This is a genomic window from Paenibacillus rhizophilus, from assembly GCF_003854965.1.
GTDB classification, from domain to species: Bacteria; Bacillota; Bacilli; order Paenibacillales; family Paenibacillaceae; genus Paenibacillus_AQ; species Paenibacillus_AQ rhizophilus.
Genome location: NZ_RQPI01000005.1, coordinates 119,404 through 140,001, shown reverse-complemented (window position 1 = coordinate 140,001; position 20,598 = coordinate 119,404). Strand labels below are relative to the sequence as shown.

Sequence of the window (20,598 nt, the reverse complement as noted above, 5' to 3'; positions counted from 1 at the left end):
GGGATGACGGAAATGAAAGTTTCGAAAGTCGTGTCGCGGCGGCGGATGTTGTGGACTTTGCTGGGGCTTGCCGTGTTGTTTATAGCTCTGGTCTTGCGTCTTGCCTATGTACAGCTGTCCAAGGGCGAAGAACTGTCGGCCAAGGCGGAGGATTCGTGGCGCCGGAACATCCCTTTTACGGCCAAACGCGGCGAAATCCTGGACCGCGAAGGGATTCCGCTGGCCTATAACATCAGCTCGCCGACCGTGTACGCTATTCCGGTGCAGGTTAAGGACAAGGAAGGGACAGCGATGAAGCTGGCCCCTCTTCTGGGAATGACGCAGGATAAGCTGGTGACCTTGTTATCAAAACGTGAATCCACGGTGAGACTGCAGCCCGGCGGACGCAAAATTACGATGGAGCTTGCCGGGGACATTCGTGATTTGCAGCTGCCGGGCATCGTTGTGGCTGAGGACAGCAAACGGTTTTACCCTTATGGAGATCTGGCGGCGCATATCCTCGGATTCACCGGCATTGACAATCAGGGGATTACGGGGATCGAAAGCGTTTATGAGAAGCTGCTGAAAGGAATCGGCGGAAACATTTCGTATTTGTCCGATGCGGGCGGACGGCTGATGCCCGGCTCTTCCGAGAAATACGCAAAGCCGCAGGACGGTCTGAATCTGGAATTGACCATCGACAAGCAGATTCAATCCATCATGGAGAGGGAACTCGATCAGGCCATGGTCAAATATCAGGCCAATGCGAGCTGGGCGATCGCCATGAATCCGAAGAACGGGGAGATCCTCGCGATGGCAAGCCGCCCGGGATATGAGCCGGGGCAGTACAAGGAGTATGATTCCGCGATATATAACCGGAACCTGCCGATATGGATGACATACGAGCCCGGTTCGACGTTCAAAATCATTACGCTCGCGGCTGCGCTCAACGAGAATAAGGTTGATTTGAAGAATGAACGCTTCTATGATCCCGGCTTTATTGAGGTGGGCGGAGCGAAGCTGCGCTGCTGGAAAAAAGGCGGCCACGGCAGCGAGACATTCCTGCAGGTGGTCGAAAATTCCTGCAATCCCGGTTTTGTCGCCCTCGGACAGAGGCTCGGAAAAGATACGCTGTTCCAATATATCCGCAATTTCGGCTTCGGCAGCAAAACGGGAATCGACTTAAACGGCGAGGAGAACGGCATCCTGTTCAAGCCAAAGCAGGTCGGTCCGGTCGAACTGGCGACCACGGCCTTCGGACAGGGCGTATCGGTGACGCCGATCCAGCAGATCGCGGCGGTATCGGCGGCCATCAACGGCGGGAAGCTGTATAAACCGCATGTCGCCAAAGCGTGGATCAATCCGGATACCGGTCAGACCGTATCCGAGATCAAGCCCGAGATGGAACGGCAGGTCATCACGGAAGAAACGTCCCGGAAGGTGCGCGAGGCGCTGGAGAGTGTCGTCGCCAAAGGAACCGGCCGGCCGGCGTTCATTGACGGCTACCGTGTCGGCGGCAAGACGGGGACCGCGCAAAAAGTCATTAACGGACGGTATTCCGCGACGGAGCATATCGTTTCATTTATCGGCTTCGCGCCGGCGGATGATCCGCAAATTGTCGTTTACACCGCGGTGGACAATCCGAAAGGAATTCAGTTTGGCGGCGTCGTGGCCGCGCCGATTGTGCAGAACATTCTGGAGGATTCCCTGCATTATATGAAGGTGCCTAAGCGGGCGGACCAACTGCCCAAAGCCTACAAGCTCGGGGAGACGCCGATCGACACCGTACCGGACCTCGTAGGCGCCACGGTACAGGATATTTACGAGGATATGAATATGAATTTCAACCTTGTCCGTTCCGGCACCGGAGATACGGTCATCAATCAGGCTCCCAAACCGGGAACAAGAGTGGAACGGGGATCGACGATCAGGATTTATATGGGCTCTTCCAGTCCATAATGATAAAGAGATTATTCGATACAATAGAGCGAGGGATTGAGATGAAACTTGAAGAACTGTCTTCTTGTCTGGCGGTTTCGCATTTATTTGGGAACGGCGAAACCGAGATTACCGATTTGCAGGCTGATTCCCGGAAGGTAAAGCCCGGAGATTTGTTCATCTGCCTCCCCGGCTTTACCGTAGATGGGCATGAATTTGCGCCGCAGGCGGCATCAAGCGGTGCGGCGGCGCTTGTTGTGGAACGCAAGCTCGATATCAATCTGCCGCAGATCGTAGTCGATGACAGCCGGTTTGCGATGTCCGTTCTGGCGGGTGCGTTCTTCGGGTCGCCCAGCAGCCGGATGAAAATGATCGGTGTTACCGGAACAAACGGAAAGACGACGACAACCTATCTGATCGAACGCATTTTGGAGGATCACGGTGTAAAGACGGGGCTCATCGGGACGATTCAAATGCGTTACGGCGGGGTCAGCTATCCGATGCCCCGTACGACGCCGGAGTCTCTTGAGCTTCAGCGTTCGCTGAACGACATGGTTTCCAAGGGCGTGCAGTGCTGCGTGATGGAGGTTTCCTCGCATGCGCTCGAACAGGGGCGGGTAAAAGGGACGGATTTCCGCACCGCTATTTTCACCAATTTGACACAGGATCATTTGGATTATCATCATACGATGGAAGAGTATCGTGCGGCGAAGGGACTGTTCTTCTCCAGACTCGGAAATGCAATTTCCCCCTGGAAAGAAGAACGCAAATACGCCGTACTGAATGCGGACGACGCGGCTAGCTCTTACTTTGCGGCCCAGACAGCGGCGGAAATCATTACATACGGGATAGACAATGACGCCAACGTCCGCGCTTCGCAAATTTCCATTACGGCCAAAGGCACCTCATTTCACGTGGATACCTTTAAGGGAGAAGCCGATATTTCGCTGAAAATGGTAGGCAAATTCAATGTGTACAACGCGCTTGCCGCCATAACGGCCGCCCTGCTGGAGGAAGTTCCGCTTGCGGATATCAAGGCAAGCCTTGAAGCGGTGCCGGGCGTGAGCGGTCGCGTGGAGTCGGTGGACGAAGGCCAGCCGTACGCGGTCGTTGTGGATTATGCGCATACTCCGGACGGACTGGAAAATGTGCTTCGCACGGTCCGGGAATTTGCGGAGGGGAAAGTGCTGACCGTCTTCGGCTGCGGCGGCGACCGCGACCGGACGAAACGGCCGCTGATGGGCAAAATCGCCGCCAATTACAGCGATCACATTCTTGTCACTTCCGATAACCCGCGGACCGAAGATCCGGAGACCATTTTGAAGGACATCGAAGCAGGGTTGATCGATGACGGTGTGGACCGCAGCCGGTATGAGCTGATTGTTGACCGGCGCGAAGCAATCGGGAAAGCTATTGATGTGGCAAGCCCCGGCGATGTAGTATTGATTGCGGGGAAAGGTCATGAGACCTACCAACTGATTGGCGGCGCCGTTCTCGATTTCGATGACCGCATCGTCGCCAAAGAAGCCATAAGGGGTAGAAGCCATTGATTACAAGAACACTGCAAAGCATTGCCGCCATGTGCGGGGGCGAGCTGTCCCCAGGCAGCGCAGCCGATGCGGAAGCTACGGGAGTTGTTACCGACTCCCGTAAAATTACGCCCGGCTGCCTGTTCGTGCCTCTGGTCGGCGACAGCTTTGACGGACATGATTACAGCGAGTCCGCTCTGAAAGTAGGAGCAGCCGCAACGCTGTGGACGCGGAATAAAGGCGCTGCTCCGCAAGGAAATGCGGTTCTGGTGGACGACACGCTGGACGCGCTGCAGCGCCTGGCATCCGCTTATCTTAAGGAAGTGGCTCCGCGCGTTGTCGCCGTCACCGGCAGCAACGGGAAGACGACGACCAAGGATATCATTACCGCTCTGCTTGAGACGCGGTTCAAAGTACACAAGACGCAGGGGAATTTCAATAACCATATCGGCCTGCCGCTCACCGTCCTGTCCATGGCGGCCAATACGGAAATCGCCGTGCTGGAGATGGGCATGAGCTCGCGGGGGGAAATCTCCCTGCTTTCGTCCCTGGCTCAGCCCGACACGGCCGTCATTACCAATGTGGGCGAATCGCATCTTCTCCAGCTGGGCTCGCGCAAGGAAATCGCGCGGGCGAAGCTGGAAATCGCCGAAGGGCTTAAACCCGGCGGCCTGCTCATTTATAACGGGGATGAGCCGCTGCTTGCCGAGGTGATGGGCGAGCCGGGGTTTGCGGCGCCGGAAGATCTGCGGACGTTCCGTTTCGGACTTGGGACCGGCAATGACGATTATCCGACAGGAATTATGGCGCATGAGAGCGGAACGACGTTCACTTCAAGCCTTCACGGCGAGCATGTCTTCACGCTCCCGCTGCCCGGCAGGCATAATGTCGTGAACAGTCTGGCTGCGATGGCGGTGGCAAGCCATTACGGAGTGAACGAAGTGGAGATGGCTGCCGGCCTCGGCAGGCTCAAGCTGACCGGAATGCGGATCGAGTTGATCCACGCATCCTCCGGCCTTACGCTGCTGAACGATGCGTACAATGCCAGTCCAACGTCGATGAAAGCCGCGATCGATGTGCTTCAGTCTATGAAGGGTGCAGGCGCCAAAATTGCGGTACTGGGGGACATGCTTGAGCTTGGGCCGGACGAAGCCGCCTTCCATGCGGAAGTCGGGGCCTATCTGGACCCGGAGAAAGTCGACCTTGTCTTTGCATACGGGCCGCTCTCCGCACATCTGGCCGAGGCTGCTGCGCTGCGGTTCGGTCCGGACCGGGTGTACGCTTTTACCGACAAGTCCGAAATGACCGATCTCCTTCTTAAGAAGACAGATCCTAAAGATATCGTGCTGTTTAAGGCATCCAGAGGAATGAGGCTGGAAGAATCGCTTCAGCGTCTGCATGCCCATTTTGATCAAAGTTAAAGATTTGGAGAGGGTGAACCCGTGGATTATCAACTGCTGCTTCTGACTATCGCTGTATCCTTTATCCTTGCGGTGATTGCCGCTCCGCTCATCATTCCGCTGCTGCGCCGCATGAAATTCGGACAGCAGGTCCGCGACGACGGGCCTCAAACTCATTTAAAAAAAGCAGGAACGCCTACGATGGGCGGAATCATCATCATGCTGGCGTTCGCCTTGTCTTTTCTGAAATTTTCAGTTGTAAATACGGACTTTTATGTCCTTCTGGTATCCGCGCTTGGCTATGGCCTGGTCGGTTTCCTGGATGATTATATCAAAATCGTCTTTAAACGCTCCCTCGGACTGACGCCGCGGCAAAAGCTGTTTGGACAGTTATTGGTGGGCGCCGTTATATGCGGCCTGCTGATTTCCGCCGGACACAATACAAGCATCAGCATCCCGGGCACAGCCATCAGCTTTGACTGGGGCGGCTGGTTCTACTATCCGTTTATTATCCTCATGATGATGGCTGTAACCAATGCGGTCAATTTTACCGATGGAGTAGATGGATTGTTATCGGGCGTCAGCGCCATTGCGCTCGCTGCTTTTGCCGTAGTGGCCATGCAGGCCACTTCAATTGCGGCTGGAGTATGTGCGGCGGCGATGATTGGTGCGGTACTAGGCTTTCTGGTGTTCAATGCCCATCCTGCCAAGGTGTTTATGGGAGATTTCGGCTCCTTCGGCATTGGCGGCGCTCTCGGCGCTATTGCCATTGTCACCAAAACAGAGCTTCTGTTTGTAGTAATCGGCGGCGTCTTTGTCATTGAGATGCTGTCCGTCGTTTTGCAGGTCGCGTCTTTCAAGACACGCGGCAAGCGTATTTTCAGAATGAGCCCGATCCATCATCACTACGAGCTTGGCGGCTGGTCGGAATGGCGTGTCGTCATTACCTTCTGGGCGGTAGGCATTGTGCTGGCCGGCCTGGGACTTTATATCAGCAAGGGGTTGTAGAAAATGAAACATCCGGATAAGTACCGCGGTGAAGAGACGATCGTTCTAGGGCTTGCGAAGAGCGGCGTTCAGGTGGCCAAGGTGCTGCATGAGCGCGGCGCCGTCGTCACGGTGAACGACAAAAAAGAGAGAGAACAATGTCCCGAAGCTTCCGAACTGGAGTCTTTGGGAATTTCTGTTATATGCGGTGGCCATCCGGACGGACTCATTCACGAAGGCGTGCGGCTCGTCGTGAAGAATCCAGGCATTCCGTACAGCGTTGCGCCGGTCCGCAAAGCGCTGGAGCTGGGCATCGAGGTGGTGACGGAGGTTGAGGTAGCCTATCATCTGTGCGCGGCGCCGATCATCGGCATTACCGGGTCCAATGGCAAGACGACCACAACAACCTGGGTAGGAAAAATGCTGGAAGCCGCCGGTATGAAGCCGATTGTGGCCGGAAATATCGGCACTCCGCTCTGCCAGGCGGCTCAGGAAGCTTCCCCGGACAACTGGATGGTCGTGGAACTGAGCAGCTTTCAGCTTAAAGGGACGGAAGAATTCCGGCCCAAAGTGGGCTGTCTGCTGAATGTGGCCGAGACTCACCTCGACTACCACGGCGATATGAGCGATTACGTGGCTTCCAAAGCGAAGCTGTTCGCCAATCAGGGAGCGGGCGATACGGCAGTGCTTAATTGGGACGATTCATATTGCAGAGAGCTTGTGCCCTATATCAAGGGGGTTATTCTGCCGTTTTCGATGACGGAAGAACTGGTGCAGGGCGTGTTTGTCCGTCCCTCCTTCGTGCCGGGTACCGAGGACGATCTGAACCGGGTCATTGTCTACCGCGACTATACGGAGAGCGATACGGTGATCGCCGAGGTGGCCTCCATCGGACTTCCCGGCCGCTTTAACGTGGAGAACGCGCTGGCGGCCTGCGCCGTCGCGATTGCCGCCGGGGCGGACCCTGCAGGACTCGCCGAAACGCTGGCTTCCTTCCGCGGCGTGGAGCACCGGCTGGAATACGTCGCGGGCAAGGGCGGCGCGGCGTATTACAACAATTCCAAAGCGACCAACTCCAAGGCGACGTCGATGGCGCTCACCTCGTTCCGCCAGCCGATCGTGCTGATCGCCGGAGGGCTTGACCGCGGCTCCGATTACTTGGAGCTGGTTCCGGTCCTTGAAGGGCGCGTCAAAGCGATGGTGGTCCTAGGGCAGACGAAGGACAAGCTCGCGCATGTCGCGAAGCTCGCCGGGTTAAAGACGGTTGTCACGGTCGATAATGAAGACAGCGCCGCCTCGGTGCTGCAAAAGGCCGTGCGGGAAGCCGCCGCCCTCGCCGAAGAGGGGGATGTGGTACTGCTGTCGCCCGCCTGCGCCAGTTGGGACATGTTCACATCCTATGAAGAGCGCGGGCGTATTTTTAAAGAGGCGGTGCATAATCTGTAAGTAGGGGGGCGATTGGATAAGCCTCCACTACGATGCAAGAGGTGTGCTCCTCATGAACAAGACCCGTCCCGCGCCGGATATCTGGCTGCTGATTCCGATTCTGGCGCTGCTGGCCATAGGCATGATTATGGTTTACAGTGCGGGCTCCGTGCTGGGCTTTCGAAATTATGGCGATTCTTTTTATTTTGTCAAAAGACAGCTGCTCTTTGCCGTCCTGGGTCTTGCCGCAATGTTCTTTACGGCGAACGTGGATTATCGTGTCTTGAAGAGGCTGTCCAGGCCGGCGCTTATCGTCTGCTTCGTTCTCCTTGTGATTGTATTGATCCCCGGAATCGGGGTTGTGCGCGGCGGCGCGCGCAGTTGGCTGGGCATCAGCTCTTTCGGCATCCAGCCCTCCGAGTTCATGAAGATGGGGATGATTCTCTATCTGGCGAATTGGATGAGCCGCGAGGATTACAACATCACTTCGTTCACGCGGGGGCTTCTGCCTCCGCTGGCCCTGATCGGGACAGCCTTCGGACTGATCATGCTTCAGCCCGATCTGGGTACAGGAACGGTGATGATGGGGGCCACCCTAATGATGGTCTTTACCGCCGGGGCGAGTATGAAGCATCTTCTGGGACTCGGCGCGGCGGGAGTCGCCGGATTTGCCGCGCTGGTCGCAGCCGCTCCTTACCGGATCCAGCGGATTACCGCGTTCCTTGATCCCTGGTCCGATCCGCTCGGCAAGGGATACCAGATCATCCAGTCGCTGTATGCGATCGGCCCCGGCGGACTTGGGGGACTCGGGCTCGGCATGAGCCGGCAGAAATACAGCTATGTGCCAGAGCCGCAGACGGACTTTATTTTTTCCATTTTGGCCGAAGAACTGGGCTTTATCGGCGGACTTGCGGTGCTGACTCTGTTCCTTATCCTGATCTGGCGGGGAATGAGGGTGGCCATGAGCCTGCCGGACCGCTTCGGCAGCTATCTGGCCGTTGGAATCGTCTGTATGGTGGCGGTGCAGGTCGTCATTAACATCGGCGTGGTCATCGGCATGATGCCGGTCACGGGCATTACGCTGCCGCTGATCAGCTACGGCGGCTCATCGCTGACGCTGATGCTTACGGCGCTCGGCATTTTACTTAATTTATCCCGTTATGCGAGGTGAAGGCAATGCGTATCGTATTAAGCGGCGGCGGCACGGGAGGGCATATTTATCCCGCTGTCGCCGTGGCAAGGCAGCTGGAGGCGGAGGAAGACAACTCCGCATTTTTATATATCGGCGGGACGCGCGGGCTCGAGAGCAAGCTGGTTCCCCAGGAAAACCTTCCGTTCCGCTCGATCGATATTACCGGGTTCCGGCGGAAGCTGTCCCTGGACAATGTGAAGACGGTTATGCGTTTCCTGAAAGGCGTGAAGGAGTCCAAGCGGATGCTGAAGGAGTTCAAACCCGACGTTGTCGTCGGGACGGGCGGATATGTCTGCGGCCCTGTCGTTTATGCCGCCTCCAAGCTCGGCATCCCCACACTGATCCATGAGCAGAACGCCATTCCGGGTTTGACCAACCGTTTTCTAAGCCGGTATGCGAGTACAGTTGCGGTCAGCTTCGAGGGAACCGAATCGGCTTTTCCGGGAAGCAAGCGCGTGATCTACACCGGGAATCCGCGCGCAACAACGGTGAGCAAGGCGAACCCGGAGCGGGGCTTCGCTTCCCTCGGCATTCCCGAGGAAAGCACGGTCGTGCTGGTGGTCGGCGGCAGCCGGGGAGCGAAAGCGATCAATGAGGCGATGATCGAAATGGCTTCACTTGCCGTCAAGGAACCGCAGGTCCATTACGTATACGTCACGGGCGAGCCTTATTACGAGGAGACACGTAAAAGCTTGCGCGAGAAGCTGGGAAGCCTTCCGAACTGGCTGCATGTGCTTCCCTATGTTCATAATATGCCGGAGGTGCTCGCCTGCACTTCCCTGATTGTGAACCGTGCGGGAGCTTCTTTTATCGCCGAAATTACGGCGCTGGGCATCCCATCCGTTCTTATTCCTTCTCCCAATGTCACAAACAACCATCAGGAAGCGAATGCTAGGCAGTTGGAGCGCGCGGGAGCGGCCGTTGTGATCCTGGAGAAGGATTTAACGGGACAGTCGCTGTACAAGGCGGTCCGCTCCATTACGGGCGATCCGGCCGTCCGGAAGACAATGTCCGAAGCTTCGCTTAAACTGGGCAAGCGGGATTCCGCCGCACTTGTCCTTCAGGAGCTTCGGAGGCTTACTGGCGGCAAGTGACCGCTTGTCCGCCAGGCACGGAGCAGGTGGGCGGCAGCATCCCGCGTTCCTGTGCTCCATCCTGTCACACACCCGAGGGAAACTACATACGATATCGTATAAATCGTGACTATCACCTAGGGCTGCTTACCGGAAGGGCGGAGGGCGTGCAACTTGCGTCCGATGAGAGATTTTTCGCCTGCCTAACGTAGACGGAAGCGGCTGCCCTTGCCGGCTTAAGCGTGCTTTTATTACAAAGCGCCGACGGCATCAAGCGGGGGGTGAGCGGTAATCTCGGAGGTGATACATTGGACAAATTGGTGATTGAGGGTGGAATTCCCCTGTCAGGCACCATACGCATCCATGGAGCAAAAAACGCGGCGCTGCCCATTCTGGCGGCTAGCCTGCTGGCCGAAGGCGTTCACTCGCTGCATAATGTGCCGAATCTGCTGGACATCGAAACGATGCTCGCGATTATGGAGCGGCTTGGCTGCAGGGCCGGACATGACGGGGATACGGTAACGGTGGATACTGCGCCCGCCTGTTCATCCCATGTTCCGGAAGACTTGATGAAGCAAATGAGATCTTCCATCTTCCTGATGGGGCCGCTGCTGGCCAGATTCGGGGAGGTAACCATCTATCAGCCGGGAGGCTGTGCAATCGGCGAACGCAAGATCGATCTGCATCTGCGGGGACTGCAGGCTCTTGGGGCGGAGATCGAAGAAGGAAACGGGAAAATTTACTGCAGTGCGGAACGGCTGAGGGGCTGTGACATTCATCTGGATTATCCGAGCGTTGGTGCGACGGAAAATATTATGATGGCCGCCGCGACCGCGGAGGGCACCACGACAGTTTCCGGAGCGGCCCGGGAGCCGGAGATACAGGATCTTCAGAACTTCTTGAACCGGATGGGCGCCTCCATTATCGGAGCGGGCACCGATACGATTACGATCCAGGGCGTACAGAAGCTGCAGTCCTGCAGCTATGAAGTCATTCCAGACCGGATTGTCGCGGGCACCGTCATGATCGCCGCCGCGGCGACCCGGGGAGACGTCACGCTCACGCATACCAATGTGGGTCATCTGAATTCGCTGATTCACGTCCTGAAGCGCGCCGGTGTTCAAATCACAGTTTGCAATGATATAATTAATATTAGTTGTATGGGGCGCCCCCGGTCCGTAGAACGCATTGTAACTTCGCCTTATCCGTCTTTTCCGACGGATCTTCAGTCCCAGATCATGGTGCTGCTCGCATTGGCTGACGGATTTAGCGTCATCAAGGAGACTGTATTTGAAGGCAGATTCAAGCATGTGGAAGAAATGGCCCGCATGGGCGCCGATATTTCCACCCATTTGAACCGTGCGTTCATCCGCGGCGTCAAGCGGCTCTACGGGGCAACGGTGGAAGCGACCGATTTGCGGGCCGGCGCGGCGCTTGTCATTGCGGGGCTGGCCGCCCAAGGCACCACCGTTGTCGAGCAGGCTCATCATATTGACAGAGGATACGACGGCATTGAACTGCTGTTTCAGAAGCTGGGCGCCCGCATCAGCCGCAAGATGCCTGTTCCGGGACCCATCGATCTGGCCAATTAAACTCCCCTGTCTCCTCCAATTGAAAGACGGGGGGAGGCAGGGCCTTACTACGGAGACTATAGAATGCCAAATACCCGACTGCCTGTTCTCCAAGAGGACAAGCCCAAGAAAAAAAGAAGCCGCAAAGTAACGGCGATCCTGATGCTGCTGTTTATCGCGCTGCTTGGCGTCATTTTTTTTCGTTCGCCGGCCAGCCGCATTACGGAAATCGACTTCCGCGGCAGCAAATACTCCACCTCGGAAGAGCTCCTTCAGCAAAGCGGTCTCAAAAAAGGTGGGCAGTTTTTTGCCGTATCGAAAAGTGGAGTGGAGCAGTCGCTGCTTGAACTGAAGACGGTGCAAAAGGTAACGGTGGACAAGCGTTTTCCCGGCGTCGTTTCCGTTCAGATTACGGAATTTCCGGCGGTAGCCTATGAGCTTGATCCGAGCGGCAGCTTGAAGGCCATCCTTTCCAGCGGCGCGACGGTATCCATTGATGAGAGCGGAATCGCCGTGGAGAAGCCGATCCTGACGGGCTGGAAGGCTTCAGACCCTTATAAGGCGAAGCTGTGCGGGGCGCTGGCAGGGATACCGAATGAACTGACCAGCGACATCTCCGAAATCGTGCCGTCGCCGACGCTCTCTTTTCCGGACCGGATCAAGCTTTATACCCGTTCGCACTTTGAAGTGACTACGGCCGTTTCGCTGCTGAAAGACAAAGTGGAGTATTTGAACCAGGTCATTGAAACGAAAGAACCGGGAATGATCACCATGCTTGAGGCGGATTCCTATGTTCCCTTCCAGAGCGACAGTGCTCAAGAGGGCGCCGAAGATAAATAGCCACTACTCACAGAGAGCAAAAAATGCTACAATCGGTTTTATGGGCAATAAAATTTCATCCCTCTTTTTTCTCCGGATTTTTTGAAATTTGAGCAAACTCTTTTTCATCCATTTATTGCTTTCATTTCCAAGAAAAGTTCTTTATTTCCGGTCAAAAAATTTGTAGAAAAAAGAGGGAAAGGAATAGGTATGTGGAATATGTAGAAAGACGTTTCCCGTCTCTGGAAAGCGGCTGGAAACCATTACGATCAATCAGGAGGTGCCATAGGGCTTGAGCAACAATGACATCATTGTTAGTTTGGACATCGGTACATCCAAAGTTCGGGCAATTATCGGGGAAGTTACCAATGGAACCTTGAATATTATCGGTGTCGGATCTGCCGACTCGGAGGGCATACGCAAGGGCGCGATTGTAGACATCGACCAGACGGTCCAATCCATCAAAAGCGCCGTTGAGCACGCCGAGCAGATGGTGGGCATTCAAATATCCGAAGTGTATGTCGGCATTTCCGGCAATCATATCGGCCTGCAATCCAGCCATGGCGTAGTTGCCGTCCAGAATGAAGATCGCGAAATCGGCGAGGAGGATATCCTGCGCGTTCTCAAGGCTGCGGAAGTCATCGCTCTGCCTCCTGAACGTGAGGTGATCGATGTCGTCGCTAAGCAATATATCGTCGATGGTCTTGAAGGCATTCAGGACCCGCGCGGAATGATCGGTGTTCGCTTGGAAGTGGAAGCCACCATCGTTACCGGAGCCAAGACGCCAATACATAACCTGCTGCGCTGTGTGGAGAAATCGGGACTGAAGATCAAGGATCTTGTGCTGATGTCTCTTGGAGCCGGCGGGTTAGCGCTTTCCAAAGACGAAAAATCAATGGGAGCGGTACTGGTGGATATCGGTGCTGGCGCAACGACGATAGCCGTATATGAAGAAGGTTCCCTTATTGCAACCTCAACGATACCGATCGGCGGAGAATTTGTTACGAATGATATTGCCTACGGACTGCGTACGCTAACCGACCAGGCGGAGAAAGTAAAGCTTAAATATGGATGCGCCTGGATCGACGACGCATCCTCCGAAGTTGTGTTCAAGGTGCTGAGAATCGGCAGCAATGTGGAGAAGGAGTTCAATCAGGAGGATTTGGCGGCCATTATCGAGCCTCGGGTCCAAGAGATTTTCCACCTGATTCTTCAAGAAGTGAAACGGCTTGGTTACAGCGACCTTCCGGGAGGTTATATACTAACGGGTGGCACTGTATCGATGCCGGGCGTTTTGAAGGCGGCGCAAGCGGAATTATCCGCGTCCGTCCGGATTGCGGTTCCCGACTACATCGGGGTGAGAGACCCCGGATTTACAAGCGGCGTCGGCATTTTGCACCACATCGTCCGCAGCTTTCGGGGACGCGGCAGCTCTGCTAGCGCGAACAAGAAAACGGTCAGCCGCAGCAAGCCGAATGCCGCGCCAAGCCAGGAGGCCGTCCAGAAGCAAGGATTCGTGGAGCGACTCAAAAATATTTTCAGCGATTTCATATAGTGAACGTCCAGATACACTTGGACCGGCCATCCAAGCACATTGAGGGGGAGAGGGAACAATATGTTGGAATTTGATTTTGAAATGGAGAGCCTGGCGCAAATTAAGGTCATCGGCGTTGGCGGCGGCGGCAGCAATGCTGTCAACCGGATGATCGAAAATGGCGTGCAGGGCGTAGAGTTCATCACGGTTAATACGGACGCCCAGGCGCTGCATATGGCCAAATCGGAACATAAATTGCAAATCGGGGACAAGCTGACCCGTGGCTTGGGCGCAGGCGCCAATCCGGAGGTTGGAAAGAAGGCGGCCGAAGAATCCCGCGATCTGATTTCGAATACTTTGAAGGGAGCCGACATGGTGTTCGTTACCGCAGGCATGGGCGGCGGTACCGGCACAGGCGCTGCGCCGGTGATTGCTGAAATCGCCAAAGAATGCGGAGCGCTCACGGTTGGCGTAGTTACCCGCCCTTTTACCTTTGAAGGCCGCAAGCGTTCTACGCAAGCTGAGCTTGGCATCGAGGCGCTGAAGGAAAAAGTCGATACGCTTATCGTCATTCCCAATGACCGTCTCCTCGAAATCGTTGATAAGAAGACTCCGATGCTGGAGGCGTTCCGCGAAGCGGATAACGTGCTGAGACAGGCGGTACAGGGCATTTCCGACCTGATCGCCGTTCCCGGCCTGATCAACCTTGACTTCGCCGATGTGAAGACGATCATGACGGAACGCGGCTCCGCGCTGATGGGTATCGGAATCGCGACCGGTGAGAACCGGGCTTCCGAAGCGGCACGCAAGGCGATTATGAGTCCGCTGCTTGAGACTTCCATCGAGGGCGCGCGAGGGGTCATTATGAACATCACCGGTGGTTCCAATCTGTCGCTGTATGAAGTCAATGAAGCGGCCGAGATCGTCACCTCTGCCTCTGACCCCGAAGTCAACATGATCTTTGGTGCGATTATCGAAGAGACCATGAAGGATGAGATCAAGGTAACGGTAATCGCTACCGGCTTCGAGCATAAGGGAGCTCCTGCAGCGCCCGGACGCCGTCCGGCTTCGAATCAGACCGAGCCTGCGCCGGACAAGGCGAACAACCTTCGCCCGTTCGGCAACCAAACGAGCTCCGACCAGCTGGACATTCCGACCTTTCTGCGCAACCGCTCACGGGGCAATCACGACTGATCCTGCCGGTTTTAAGTTTCTGCTATAATCCAATTGCATAGTTGCAAGATCCAACGGAAGCCATCCAGAAAAGGAAGGCTTCCGTTTTTTTTATGTGGCAGAAGAAATGCATGTACTGAAAACCGGCATCCAAGCATAGGCTTTCTGGATAGGTGAGATACAAGAAAACTCGACAAAAATAGCCCGCTAACGCCTACCAGGTTTAGACAGACTTTGGACTTCAGACTTTCTATACTATTCCTATCGCAGCAAAAAGACCTGAAGCCAAGCATCTAGTGGCTACCAATATCGGCCTTAGGCAGGTGAATTTTATGGTAGTTTATATCGACTTGATCTTTGCCGCCAACTTGCTGATCGACGCGGTGCTGCTGTGGCTTACCGGATGGATGATCAAGGTCAGGACCAAGTGGTGGAGGCTTTGGCTTTCCGCCTTGGTTGGCGCAACGTATGTCGTCATGATGTTTGTGCCGGAGCTTTCGTTTATGTATACCTTTCTGATCAAGTTCGGCTTGTCGGTCATTATGATTTGGGTCGCTTTTGGTTTTTCCAGTCTGCAGGGTTTTTTCCGGAGCATAGGGGCCTTCTATATCATTAATTTTGCTGCGGCGGGTGGCATTCTGGGCATTCATTACCTGCTTCAGAGCTCCGGGGATATCTGGAACGGAATTCTGTATACGGCGGCTGGAGGTTATGCTTACCGGCTAAAAATCGGATTTTGGTTCGTGCTGTTCATACTGCTGCCTGTGCTGGGCTGTTACAAAGCCGTTCATTCTTCCCGCCTGCGAAGAGAGAAACTTGAAGCTTATATCGGCACCGTACAAGTGGAAATTGAAGGCGTGACGGTCACCTGCTCCGGATTGCTCGATACGGGCAACCGACTGTACGACCCTTTGACCAAAACCCCCGTTATGGTGATGGAAGCTTCGCTGTGGGAGGACTATTTGCCGGAGAGCTGGAAAGGGCGCTTATCGCAGGAAGGGGCGGATCAGCTGCTTTTGGAAACGGACGGGCAGTCCTTTGTATGGCAGGACCGGCTAAGACTTGTACCCTACCGTGGAGTGAACAGGGGAGCGTCCTTTATGCTTGCGCTGAAGCCCGATCATGTTGCCGTAACGCTTGGCGAAGAGACAACCGAGCACAGGAAAGTATTAATTGGCCTAGACGGCGGCACGCTGTCCGGGGATGGGGCCTACCGGGCGATTATTCATCCCGACTTGGCGCAGGGAGAGCCTGCCGTTCATCCGGGAGGAGTTGCCTGACGCATTTCCGTCCGGAATTGTGCAGGCCCTGGCATACGGATGGTAGAAGCGGATGCGGCAGCTTTCAGTGCTAACTTCTGGAAGGAGGAACAACGATGATCAAATGGAAACTGACGCTGCAGCTCCAGTATTACCGAGTGCTGTTTCTGCTGGGTTTGAAAAGCCAGGAAATTTATTATATCGGAGGCAGCGAGGCGCTTCCCCCGCCGCTGACGCGGGAGGAGGAGGATTATTTGCTCCAGCGGCTCCCCTCGGGCGACGCGGCCGTACGCGCAATGCTGATCGAGCGCAATCTGCGCCTTGTCGTGTACATAGCCCGCAAATTCGAAAATACCGGCATCAATATCGAGGACCTGGTGTCTATCGGCGCAATCGGTCTGATCAAGGCGGTCAACACGTTCGACCCCGAGAAAAAAATCAAGCTGGCCACGTACGCGTCGCGCTGTATTGAGAACGAAATCCTCATGTATCTGCGCCGCAACAGCAAAACGCGCAGCGAGGTATCCTTCGACGAGCCGCTTAATATCGATTGGGACGGCAATGAGCTGCTGCTGTCGGACGTGCTCGGGACGGAGAATGACACCATCTACCGCAATATAGAGGAACAGGTGGACCGCAAGCTGCTGCAAAAGGCGCTGGAAAAGCTGAGCGAGCGGGAACGGCTCATTATGGAGCTTCGGTTCGGACTGCGCGGCGGCGAGGAGAAGACGCAGAAAGACGTCGCCGATCTGCTCGGCATCTCCCAATCCTATATTTCCCGGCTGGAAAAAAGAATAATCAAACGGCTGCGCAAGGAGTTCAACAAGATGGTTTAGTCCTTCTTAAAGAGCGGCCAAGCGGACGAATGGCCAAGGAATAAAATGGCCGACCGGGGAGATAATGTACAGTAATGTTTCTCCTTGGGAGGTTAATCATCATGACCCGAAATAAAGTCGAGATATGCGGTGTGGATACCGCCAAGCTGCCCGTTCTGACGAACGTGGAGATGCGGGAGCTGTTCACTTCGCTGCAGCAGAAGGGCGAAAAATCCGCCAGAGAGAAATTGGTCAACGGCAATCTGAGACTGGTGCTGAGCGTAATCCAGCGGTTCAACAACCGCGGAGAATTCGTTGATGACTTGTTTCAGGTGGGCTGCATCGGGCTGATGAAAGCCATTGATAACTTCGACCTGTCGCAGAACGTAAAATTTTCCACCTATGCGGTGCCGATGATTATCGGCGAAATCCGCCGCTACTTACGGGACAACAATCCGATACGCGTCTCCCGCTCGCTCAGGGATATCGCCTACAAGGCGCTGCAGGTGAGAGACAGTCTGACCAACCAGAACTCGCGGGAGCCCACGATTTTTGAAATATCCGAGGCGCTGGGTGTTCCGAAAGAGGATGTCGTGTTCGCACTCGATGCCATTCAGGACCCCGTTTCCTTATTCGAGCCGATCTACCACGACGGGGGCGATCCGATTTACGTCATGGACCAGATCAGCGACGACAAAAATAAAGACGTCTCCTGGATTGAGGAAATTGCGCTGCGGGAGGCGATGCAGAGGCTGGGGCAGCGGGAAAAACGCATCCTGTCGATGCGGTTTTTCGAGGGCAAGACGCAAATGGAAGTCGCCGAGGAGATCGGCATTTCCCAGGCGCAGGTGTCCCGGCTTGAGAAATCGGCCATTCAGCAGATGCAAAAGCATGTGAAGTCATAACCTAGAAGAAAATAGGACAACCAATCCCACCCGAGGGCCCGGCCTCAAGGTGGGGTTGTTTTTTTGAAAAGCTGTAATTAGAGGCATTTGACCAAGCCGCCGGCACATATACTTAGGTGTACGTTTGAACTTACAGAGGTGGCGGACATGAATCAGGAAACATTGGCTTCGGGCAAAAAAATGAAAATTTCCGATTTCCAGGCTAAGGATGTCATCAATATTGTCGACGGGAGGCGTCTCGGGCAGATCAGCGACCTGGAGCTGGATTTGCGGCGCGGGGTTATCGATGCCATTATCGTTCCGGGATATACGCGGTTTCTGGGACTGTTCGGCGGCGGAGCCGACCTCGTCATTCCTTGGCGGAATATTGTGAAGATCGGTTCGGATGTCGTGCTCGTCAAAATGGAGGAGCCCCGGCCTTCGCTGGAGGCGGAAGAGCGTGAAATCCTGGTGCTTCAGCGGGAAGAAAGGAATGAACGGCGCACGTACTGAACGCTGCGCTGTCTTTTTTGCGAAGAAGAAAATGTGCAAGCAAGTCCAAGCCGGACACCTTGGGAAACCGCATCAAAGGCCGTCCTCCACTTTATAGGTCTGTCTTGTGGTACACTTAAAGGCGGGGTGAGAGAATGGAACCGTTTGTTCAAAAAAGCGGCAGTCCGGCATTATTCAGCCTAGAGCCGTGGACTGGCCCGTATTCGAAAATAACTGCCGGATTTACCGGGCGGGCCGGGGGCGCCGGACGCGCGCCTTACGAAAGCCTGAACTGCGCTTTTCATGTAGGCGACATTCCGGAGGATGTCATCAAGAACCGCAAAATGGTCGCCGAAAGCCTCGGCTTTTCGCTCGAAGACTGGACATGCGGGGAGCAGGTGCACGGCGCGGAAATCGCTGTTGTAACGGCAGACGACAAGGGGCGGGGCAGTCTTGACCGCTCTTCGGCTTTTGCGGATACGGACGGACTTTTGACCAATGTGCCCGGCGTGCTCCTCGTTTCTTTTTACGCGGATTGCGTGCCGCTCTTCTTTCATGATCCGGTGGCGGGAGCCGTCGGTCTGGCCCATGCGGGCTGGAAAGGAACAGTGGCCGAAATCGCTTTGGCTATGGTAAGGCGGATGGAAGACGTTTACGGAAGCCGCAAGGAAAATATCCGGGGAGCCATCGGGCCAAGCATCGGAGCCTGCTGTTACGAGGTGGACGATTTCGTGATGGACCGTGTCCGCAGGCTGGAGGACAGTCTGGACAGGGAACAGGAATCAGCGGCGAGCCTGTACAGCCCTTCGACAGCACATATTGGCAAAATGATGCTCAACTTGAAAGAATTGAACCGACGCATTATGATAAAAGCAGGAATATTGCCGACTCATATCGAATGTACAACTTGGTGTACAAGCTGCAGTCATGATTTGTTCTTCTCTTACCGCAAGGAAAATGGGGTTACGGGAAGAATGGCGAGCTGGATCGGAATAACATCCCCATAAGGTGGGGCCTAGACTTCGAGGTTTACTCAGGAACAATGCGGGGAACCTTCGGAAACTTATTAAGTCTGTTTTGAGTAAAAAAGGAGAGTTGACTGTTGTCCTCGACATTGCAGGAACGAATAGCCGAAGTCAGCCGGCGCATTGAACGCGCGTGCGTCAAAGGCGGACGGGACACCCGGGACGTCAAGATTATCGCGGTGACCAAATATGTGTCGCTGGAGACAACCTCAGCCGTGCTGGCTTCCGGTCTTAGAGATATCGGCGAGAACCGCTGGCAGAATGCGGAGAGCAAGTGGGAAGCGCTTGGAAGTCAAGGGATATGGCATTTTATCGGGCATTTACAGACCAATAAGGTGAAGGATATCATCGGCAAATTTCAATATATCCATTCACTGGACCGTCTGTCGCTGGCCCGAGAACTTCACCGGAAGGCGGAAGTGGCCGGTCTGGACGTCAATGTATTGCTTCAGGTGAATATCTCCGGGGAAGAAACAAAGTTCGGTCTGAATCCGGATGGCGTTCCGGATTTTTTGCAGGAGATTTCGAAATTTGACCGGCTCAAGGTCATCGGACTGATGACAATGGCGCCGCATGAGGAAGATCCGGAGTTTACCCGTCCGGTGTTTCGCGGCCTTCGCGAACTGCGGGACAAGCTTAACGGCTTGGGGCTGACGGCGGAGCCGATGACAGAACTGTCGATGGGCATGTCGAATGATTTTGAAGTGGCGATTGAAGAAGGAGCCACCTGGGTTCGCCTGGGGACGGTACTGGTAGGCCATGAGGAGGAATCATAATGGGTGTCATGAACCGCTTTATGAGCTTTTTGGGATTACAGGAACAAGAGGAGATCGTTGAGCATGAACCGCTGGGTCAGCATGATGAGGAAGATGATGTTCCGGGTCCTGTAGAAACGCGCAAAAACCAGCGGGTCGGGAATGTCGTCAGCATCCATTCTCAAAAGAATGTCAAGGTCGTGCTGTACGAACCCCGGTCGTACGACGAAGCTCAGGAAATCGCCGACCATCTCCGCTCGCACCGCACCGTCGTCGTCAATCTGCAGCGGGTCCGCAACGATCAGGCGATGCGGATTATCGATTTTTTGAGCGGAACGGTGTACGCCTTGGGGGGCGGCATCTCTAAAATTGGCGGGAATATCTTTCTCTGCACGCCCGATACCGTTGAAATTCAAGGCAACATTTCGGAAATTCTCGCAGACGATCAAGACTATAACAGAATGAGGTGAACGGGCTTTGTCCCAAATCAATTCCATTATCGATATCCTGTTTAATATTTACTTTTACATGATTATTTTCTACGTGCTGATGTCCTGGCTGCCCAATGTCCGGGACAACTTCATCGGAGAGTTGCTTGGAAAGCTGGTGGAGCCTTATTTGACGCCGTTCCGCAAGATTATTCCTCCCTTGTTCGGAACGATCGACTTTTCGCCGGTCGTAGCGCTGCTCGTGCTTGAGCTTGCAGCGAACGGATTGCGGTCCGTACTGTTTTATCTGGTAGGATAAA

The 20,598-nt window shown here is 55.0% G+C and carries 19 protein-coding genes; all 19 read left to right on the top strand.

Annotation, left to right across the window (positions count from 1 at the left end; genetic code table 11):
- Positions 1–12 precede the first annotated feature (12 nt).
- The 19 genes from EH198_RS11445 to EH198_RS11355 all read left to right on the top strand — a co-directional run bounded on the left by EH198_RS11445 (position 13) and on the right by EH198_RS11355 (position 20,597).
- Positions 13–1,938, top strand: a complete 1,926-nt coding sequence (locus EH198_RS11445) for a stage V sporulation protein D (protein ID WP_124695816.1) — start codon at positions 13–15, stop codon at positions 1,936–1,938.
- Positions 1,939–1,979: 41 nt separating this feature from the next.
- The gene (locus tag EH198_RS11440) at positions 1,980–3,467 is read left to right on the top strand and encodes a UDP-N-acetylmuramoyl-L-alanyl-D-glutamate--2,6-diaminopimelate ligase (RefSeq protein WP_124695674.1); all 1,488 of its coding nucleotides are present in this window, start codon (positions 1,980–1,982) and stop codon (positions 3,465–3,467) included.
- The gene (locus EH198_RS11435) at positions 3,464–4,867 is read left to right on the top strand and encodes a UDP-N-acetylmuramoyl-tripeptide--D-alanyl-D-alanine ligase (protein WP_124695673.1); all 1,404 of its coding nucleotides are present in this window, start codon (positions 3,464–3,466) and stop codon (positions 4,865–4,867) included. The genes EH198_RS11440 and EH198_RS11435 overlap by 4 nt, the downstream gene beginning before the upstream one ends.
- A 21-nt stretch (positions 4,868–4,888) precedes the next feature.
- Positions 4,889–5,854: a phospho-N-acetylmuramoyl-pentapeptide-transferase gene (mraY, locus tag EH198_RS11430; protein WP_124695672.1), complete on the top strand. Its 966-nt coding sequence runs from the start codon at positions 4,889–4,891 to the stop codon at positions 5,852–5,854.
- Between the two features lie 3 nt (positions 5,855–5,857).
- On the top strand, positions 5,858–7,279 hold the full coding sequence (gene murD, locus EH198_RS11425) for a UDP-N-acetylmuramoyl-L-alanine--D-glutamate ligase (RefSeq protein WP_124695671.1): 1,422 nt from the start codon (positions 5,858–5,860) through the stop codon (positions 7,277–7,279).
- Positions 7,280–7,331: 52 nt separating this feature from the next.
- Entirely contained in the window at positions 7,332–8,429 is a 1,098-nt protein-coding gene (spoVE, locus tag EH198_RS11420; protein WP_124695670.1) for a stage V sporulation protein E, read from the top strand.
- 5 nt (positions 8,430–8,434) lie between these two features.
- Positions 8,435–9,544 (top strand): undecaprenyldiphospho-muramoylpentapeptide beta-N-acetylglucosaminyltransferase, encoded by a 1,110-nt coding sequence (murG, locus tag EH198_RS11415; RefSeq protein WP_124695669.1) that lies wholly within the window; start codon positions 8,435–8,437, stop codon positions 9,542–9,544.
- 287 nt (positions 9,545–9,831) lie between these two features.
- Positions 9,832–11,115, top strand: a complete 1,284-nt coding sequence (gene murA, locus EH198_RS11410; protein ID WP_124695668.1) for a UDP-N-acetylglucosamine 1-carboxyvinyltransferase — start codon at positions 9,832–9,834, stop codon at positions 11,113–11,115.
- Positions 11,116–11,178: 63 nt separating this feature from the next.
- Positions 11,179–11,934, top strand: a complete 756-nt coding sequence (locus EH198_RS11405; protein WP_124695667.1) for a cell division protein FtsQ/DivIB — start codon at positions 11,179–11,181, stop codon at positions 11,932–11,934.
- 271 nt (positions 11,935–12,205) lie between these two features.
- Positions 12,206–13,468: a cell division protein FtsA gene (gene ftsA, locus EH198_RS11400; protein ID WP_124695666.1), complete on the top strand. Its 1,263-nt coding sequence runs from the start codon at positions 12,206–12,208 to the stop codon at positions 13,466–13,468.
- Positions 13,469–13,528: 60 nt separating this feature from the next.
- Complete coding sequence (gene ftsZ / locus EH198_RS11395; RefSeq protein WP_124695665.1) at positions 13,529–14,641, top strand: cell division protein FtsZ; 1,113 nt, start codon at positions 13,529–13,531, stop codon at positions 14,639–14,641.
- A 311-nt stretch (positions 14,642–14,952) separates the two neighbouring features.
- A complete protein-coding gene (gene spoIIGA / locus EH198_RS11390; protein WP_124695664.1) occupies positions 14,953–15,900 on the top strand; it encodes a sigma-E processing peptidase SpoIIGA in 948 nt (315 codons plus the stop codon).
- 95 nt (positions 15,901–15,995) lie between these two features.
- A complete protein-coding gene (gene sigE / locus EH198_RS11385) occupies positions 15,996–16,715 on the top strand; it encodes an RNA polymerase sporulation sigma factor SigE (RefSeq protein ID WP_124695663.1) in 720 nt (239 codons plus the stop codon).
- Between the two features lie 101 nt (positions 16,716–16,816).
- Entirely contained in the window at positions 16,817–17,599 is a 783-nt protein-coding gene (gene sigG, locus EH198_RS11380; RefSeq protein ID WP_124695662.1) for an RNA polymerase sporulation sigma factor SigG, read from the top strand.
- Between the two features lie 147 nt (positions 17,600–17,746).
- On the top strand, positions 17,747–18,091 hold the full coding sequence (locus EH198_RS11375) for a YlmC/YmxH family sporulation protein (protein ID WP_232101558.1): 345 nt from the start codon (positions 17,747–17,749) through the stop codon (positions 18,089–18,091).
- A 134-nt stretch (positions 18,092–18,225) separates the two neighbouring features.
- Positions 18,226–19,077: a peptidoglycan editing factor PgeF gene (pgeF, locus tag EH198_RS11370; RefSeq protein ID WP_124695661.1), complete on the top strand. Its 852-nt coding sequence runs from the start codon at positions 18,226–18,228 to the stop codon at positions 19,075–19,077.
- Positions 19,078–19,172: 95 nt separating this feature from the next.
- Positions 19,173–19,871 (top strand): YggS family pyridoxal phosphate-dependent enzyme, encoded by a 699-nt coding sequence (locus tag EH198_RS11365; RefSeq protein WP_124695660.1) that lies wholly within the window; start codon positions 19,173–19,175, stop codon positions 19,869–19,871.
- Entirely contained in the window at positions 19,871–20,320 is a 450-nt protein-coding gene (locus EH198_RS11360) for a cell division protein SepF (RefSeq protein ID WP_124695659.1), read from the top strand. Before EH198_RS11365 ends, EH198_RS11360 begins: the two co-directional genes overlap by 1 nt.
- Positions 20,321–20,327: 7 nt before the next feature.
- A complete protein-coding gene (locus EH198_RS11355) occupies positions 20,328–20,597 on the top strand; it encodes a YggT family protein (RefSeq protein WP_124695658.1) in 270 nt (89 codons plus the stop codon).
- Position 20,598 lies beyond the last annotated feature (1 nt).